The 4,684-nt window shown below is 67.9% G+C and carries 4 protein-coding genes and 1 pseudogene; all 5 read right to left on the reverse strand.

Features of this window, described 5'->3' with window-relative positions; all coding sequences use genetic code 11:
* Positions 1-282 (reverse strand): annotated as a pseudogene (locus tag JMF90_RS40235) (hypothetical protein); the annotation flags it as partial.
* A 90-nt stretch (positions 283-372) separates the two neighbouring features.
* On the reverse strand, positions 373-1,083 hold the full coding sequence (locus JMF90_RS24910; protein ID WP_011548577.1) for an outer membrane protein: 711 nt from the start codon (positions 1,081-1,083) through the stop codon (positions 373-375).
* A 113-nt stretch (positions 1,084-1,196) separates the two neighbouring features.
* The gene (locus JMF90_RS24915; protein WP_011548578.1) at positions 1,197-1,976 is read right to left on the reverse strand and encodes a carbonic anhydrase family protein; all 780 of its coding nucleotides are present in this window, start codon (positions 1,974-1,976) and stop codon (positions 1,197-1,199) included.
* 278 nt (positions 1,977-2,254) lie between these two features.
* Complete coding sequence (locus JMF90_RS24920) at positions 2,255-2,899, reverse strand: response regulator transcription factor (protein ID WP_011548579.1); 645 nt, start codon at positions 2,897-2,899, stop codon at positions 2,255-2,257.
* Positions 2,896-4,341 carry a sensor histidine kinase gene (locus JMF90_RS24925; protein WP_011548580.1) on the reverse strand — a complete coding sequence of 482 codons (1,446 nt, stop codon included), beginning with the start codon at positions 4,339-4,341 and terminating at the stop codon, positions 2,896-2,898. The genes JMF90_RS24920 and JMF90_RS24925 overlap by 4 nt, the downstream gene beginning before the upstream one ends.
* Positions 4,342-4,684 lie beyond the last annotated feature (343 nt).

Raw genomic sequence — 4,684 nt, forward strand, 5'->3', positions numbered from 1 at the left:
GCTTGTGACGAACGGCCTGCGGCGGCGCCCGAACGGCGGCGGCAGATCTGAAAAAGGCCGCGCGAGCGGCAACGCGAAGCGTCCTTCGATGTCTTGCATGCCCATGATGTCGACGACGGATCGCCCGACATCCGCCGCGCCAATCCGTGCTCCCGTGAGTAAATTTGATTGGCTTCGAGTATCGCCGTAGGGGATATCCCGAGTAAATCGGACTGGGCTTATTCGAGCGGCAACGATGCGCGTCAACGCAATTTCGTTTCCGGCCCTTTCACGATGCGCCATCGCACGTTCCGGCCGGATACCGATGCGCGGCCACACAGCTCCGGAAACGAACGCGCAACGCCGCGCGTTCGCGACAAGACCGCGTGGCGCTCAGAACCGCCCGCGCAGCCCGATGAACACTTCGTTCGACGACAGCTTCGACTTCAGTTGCTCGTCGCGCGCCGACACGCGGTTCACGAACGTGTTGAAGCCCGTCTCGACGTTGCCCATGTCGACATAGCGATATCCGACGTCGATCGTGAAACGCTTGTTGATCGCATAGCTCACGCCCGCGCCGGCCGAATACGCGAGGTTGGTCTGCGTCTTCGACGCGAAGCGACGCGTGTCGTTGCCCTGCCAGCCTTCGGCCGACACGATCGCGACACCGACGCCGAGCGTGCCGTACACCGAGAAACCACGCCCCAGGTCGAAGTCGCGATAGCCGTTGAGCATCAGCCGCTGCGACGACACATGGAATTCGTTCGCGTTCGCGTCGAACGGCGCCCAGTAGCTGACGAAGTTGCCGGAGCGCTTGAACACGTATTCGCCTTCCGCGCGCCAGCCGTTACCGAACTGGTAGCCGCCCGCGACCGAGCCCGTCACGCGATCCTGCCCGTCCGGGCCGCCGATGCGGCTCGTCACACGCGGGCTCGTCAGCTCCATGTTCACGGCGTTGTCAAACGCGCCGATGACGCGCGCGGTCGCGTAGTAACCCGCGTCGCTCGGGTCCTGCTTTTTCGTTTCCGGTGCGACCGTATCGGCGAATGCCGCGCCCGAGAACAGCAGTGCGAGCGACAACGGGAGGGCGAAAGACTTGATCATGACGTGACTTCCTGAACGATGAGAGGAGATCACGCCATCGTAGGAAATTCGTCATGCACGCTGAACCCGTACGCGAACGGGTGGCGCCTCCGTAGCGCTACGGAGGCGCGCGCTTACTTCGCGTCGTAACGCAGCAGCGGCCGGCCGTTCAACGGTTGAACCACGCGCGCGTTGTGCGAGTAACGCATCCGGAATGCGGTGATGTCGTCCGCCGACAACTCGACCGGCTCGTCCAGCACGTACCATTCGACGTTCTCGGTCAGCGGCGGCGTCGTGAGCGAACCGAGGTAGTGGTAGTAGGTTTTCACGCTGCGCGGCATCAGCGCGGCTGCGTGGAACGACGGCACGCTCGCGGTATCCGCGCCGCGCAGCGCATCCATCACCGCCGCGAACTGCGCGTTCTCGCTGCCGGTGCGATAGAACACCGCGACGACGGCCAGCCGCCCGTCCTGCGAGCGGAACACGAAATGTCCCTCGATCGGAGAGCTGCGACCGTCCAGCGTATGCTCTGCCGGCGCGTGGAAATGAATCTGCTGAAGCCGGAAATGCCGCCCGCGGATCGTCGCGCTGCCGCCGGCCGGCACGATTTGGATCGTATGGCCGTTATCGATCGCCTTCGCGCGGGTGTCGGCGATATGCACGTCGATCGCGACGTTCTCGTCCTCGTAGCGCGTCGCGCGCTTGACCGTTGCGGAATCGATCGCGACCGGCGACTGCGCGTCGCCGGATTCGAGATGCCACTCGCGCTGGTGATCGTAGTCGAAGCCATGACCGGTCGGCGCGGCAGGCGCCGATGCCGGCGCATCGGCCGCATGCGCGCCGGGCGCGATCGCCGTCGTCGCGAACAGCGCCGCCGCGGCAAGCCGGATCATCGTGATTCGGGTCGTATTCATTCGAATGCTCTCTACTGAAAAAACAACGCGATGCCACGCTCGATGCGAGTCGGTCGAAACCGGCCGCGCGGGCGTGGCGGAAAAAATCGGGGTAAGCGGTCATCACGGGGCACAACGTGCCCACGTTCGTTCCGCGCGGGAATCGCGGTCGGGCGCGCGATTCGGACCTTGCCGCGAGTCAGGCCGGACGCGATCCGGTTCGCGTTGCGAAATCGCACGACGTAGGGACACCGCGCGTCGAGCCGCTTCCGCTCCTGCGCCGCGGCATCGTCGCGCCGCTACGTCGCCGATACGCCCGCGAGCGCCGCGTAGTCGCGCACCAGCTCGACGAGCGACGCGACCTGCAATTTGTCGAACAGGTTCGCGCGATACGTCTCGACCGTGCGCGGCGACAGCCCGAGATCGCGCGCGATTGCCTTGTTGCTGCCGCCGCGCACGATGCCGTCGAGCACGTCGCGCTCGCGCGCGCTCAGCGTCGCCATCCGGCTCGCGCGGGCCTGTTCCGCCGCGTCGCCGTCGCGCCGGTCCGCGTGCCCGCGCAGCGCCTGCTGGACCACGTCGATCAGTTCGTCGTCGTCGACCGGCTTGCGCAGGAAATCGCACGCGCCGCGCTTGAACGCACGCCGGCACGCATCGACGTTGCCATGGCCGGTCAGCACGATCACCGGCAGGCTACGCCGGCCGGCGAGACAATCGAGCGCGTCGAGCCCGCTCATCCCCGGCATCCGCAGGTCGAGCAGCACGCAGCCGAGCGTGCTGTCGTCGGCTTCCGCGAGAAACGCGTGCGCATCGGCGAAACGGCGGGTGCGCAAGCCGACGGTCCACAGCAGCAGCGCGAGGCCGTCGCGCACGGCTTCGTCGTCGTCGACGATCGCGACGACGGACCCGGCCTCCGGCGGATGCATGGCTTCATGCGTGCTCATCCATGCCCCTCCCGCGCCATCGGCAGCAACAGCACCGCCTCGGCACCGCCGGACGGCAGGTTCCGAATGGTCAGCGCGCCGTCCTGACGCTGCGCGAGCGTGTCGCACAACGGCAGCCCGAGGCCGAGCCCGTCCGTGCGCGTCGTGAAGAATGGCTCGAACAGCCGCGGCAGCGCGTCGTCCGGCACGCCCGGCCCGGTGTCGGTCACACTGAACCGGTAATGCCGGCCGTCGCGTGCACCGCTCACGCGGATCTCGCCGCGCGGCGCGCCTGCCAGCACGTCGCGCGCGTTGCGGATCAGGTTGTGCAGGATCTGCTCGACCGCGACCGGATCGGCCAGCGGCCGGGCGCGCGGCGCCGCGTTGCGCCACGTCAGCGCGACGTGCTCGCGCGCCGCGTCGTCCGCGTGCAGGAACAGCAGCGACGCCATCAGCGCGTCCGGATCGAGCGCACGGCGCGCGTCGTCGCGGCTCGACGTCATCGCGGTGCGCAGGCGGTCGAGAATCGCCGCGGCGCGCTTCGCCTGCGCGACGCTCGTCTGCAACGCACGGCGCACGCTGTCGCGCTCCGACGGCGTATCGAGCATCCGCTCGGCTGCGCGCGTGTGCGTGACGATCGCGGTCAGCGGCTGGTTCAGCTCATGCGCGAGGCCGGCCGCCATTTCGCCGAGCGTATCGAGGCGCGTCACGCCGTCGAGCCGCGCGCGGGCGTGCTCGCGGCGACGCGCGTCGCGCAGCCGCCACGCGCCGAGCGCGCCCAGCACCAGCAGCGCGGCCACGACATTCCACAGCGCGATCGACAGCCACGGCAGGTCGGCCGCCGTGAGCGTGCGCGTCGTCGTCAGCACATACGCCTGCGGTCGTGCAGGCAGGTGTTTTTCGACGTGCATCGTCCAGCCGAACGGCGTGGCCGGCGCGTCGCGATGCAGCAGCTCGAACGCGCGCCCTTGCAGATGCAGCGCCGCGGATGCCAGCGAATCGGGCCAGTCGCCCGGCGCCAGCAGTTGCCCCGGGTCGATCCGCACGGCCCAGCCGGAATCGGCGGCGAGCCAGTAACCGTCGCCGGCGAATTCGATCGAGAACGTCGTGGCATCGCGCGGCGGCGAGCGTCGAACGGCGAGACTGGCATCGTGCCGGCCCGCACCCGGCGGCCGGAACTCGAGCCCGTCGAGCTGGGGCATCCGCGTGCGCAGCGTGTCGAGCATGTGCGGCGGCGGCGCGGACAACGCGGTCGCGCCGAGCGTCGCGAGCATCGCTTCGTGCTGCGCGGCCTTCTGGCCGAGCACGCGTATCGCGATGCTCGAATCCTGGAAGAAGCGGTCATACGCGTCGCCGGCCGCGCGCGACACGCGGCGGCGATACGGCGGCCACGTGCCGGTCGGCGACCCTGCAAGCCATGTCGCCAATCGTCCGATGATGTGTTGATGGTCCGTGATGCCCATGGAGATCGCCCTCGGCGGAACCGCACCGCGCTCGTATGAATCGAAGTTCGCTGGTGCAAGTATCACGTTCGGTTCGCGAGCAAGTAAATCGGACTAGGCTGATTCGTCCTACGGACGATTTCGATCGCTAATCGATTTTTTCATCGCCTTTGCAGCGTCGGGGGATCGGTGTCGCCCGCTGTCGAGCCGCCGACGTACGTGTTGCATGTTGCCCGTCGGCGCGGCGGTCTGCGCATGCTTCATCGACATCGCGAACGCGATCGTCTTCGATCTGCTTCCTGCGTTGTCAATTGAACGGGCGGCAGTGCATTCCGGCCGCCCCGTCGCGCATCAGATACTCCAC

Source organism: Burkholderia sp. E168m23, assembly GCF_016586125.1.
Taxonomy (GTDB): Bacteria; Pseudomonadota; Gammaproteobacteria; order Burkholderiales; family Burkholderiaceae; genus Burkholderia; species Burkholderia orbicola.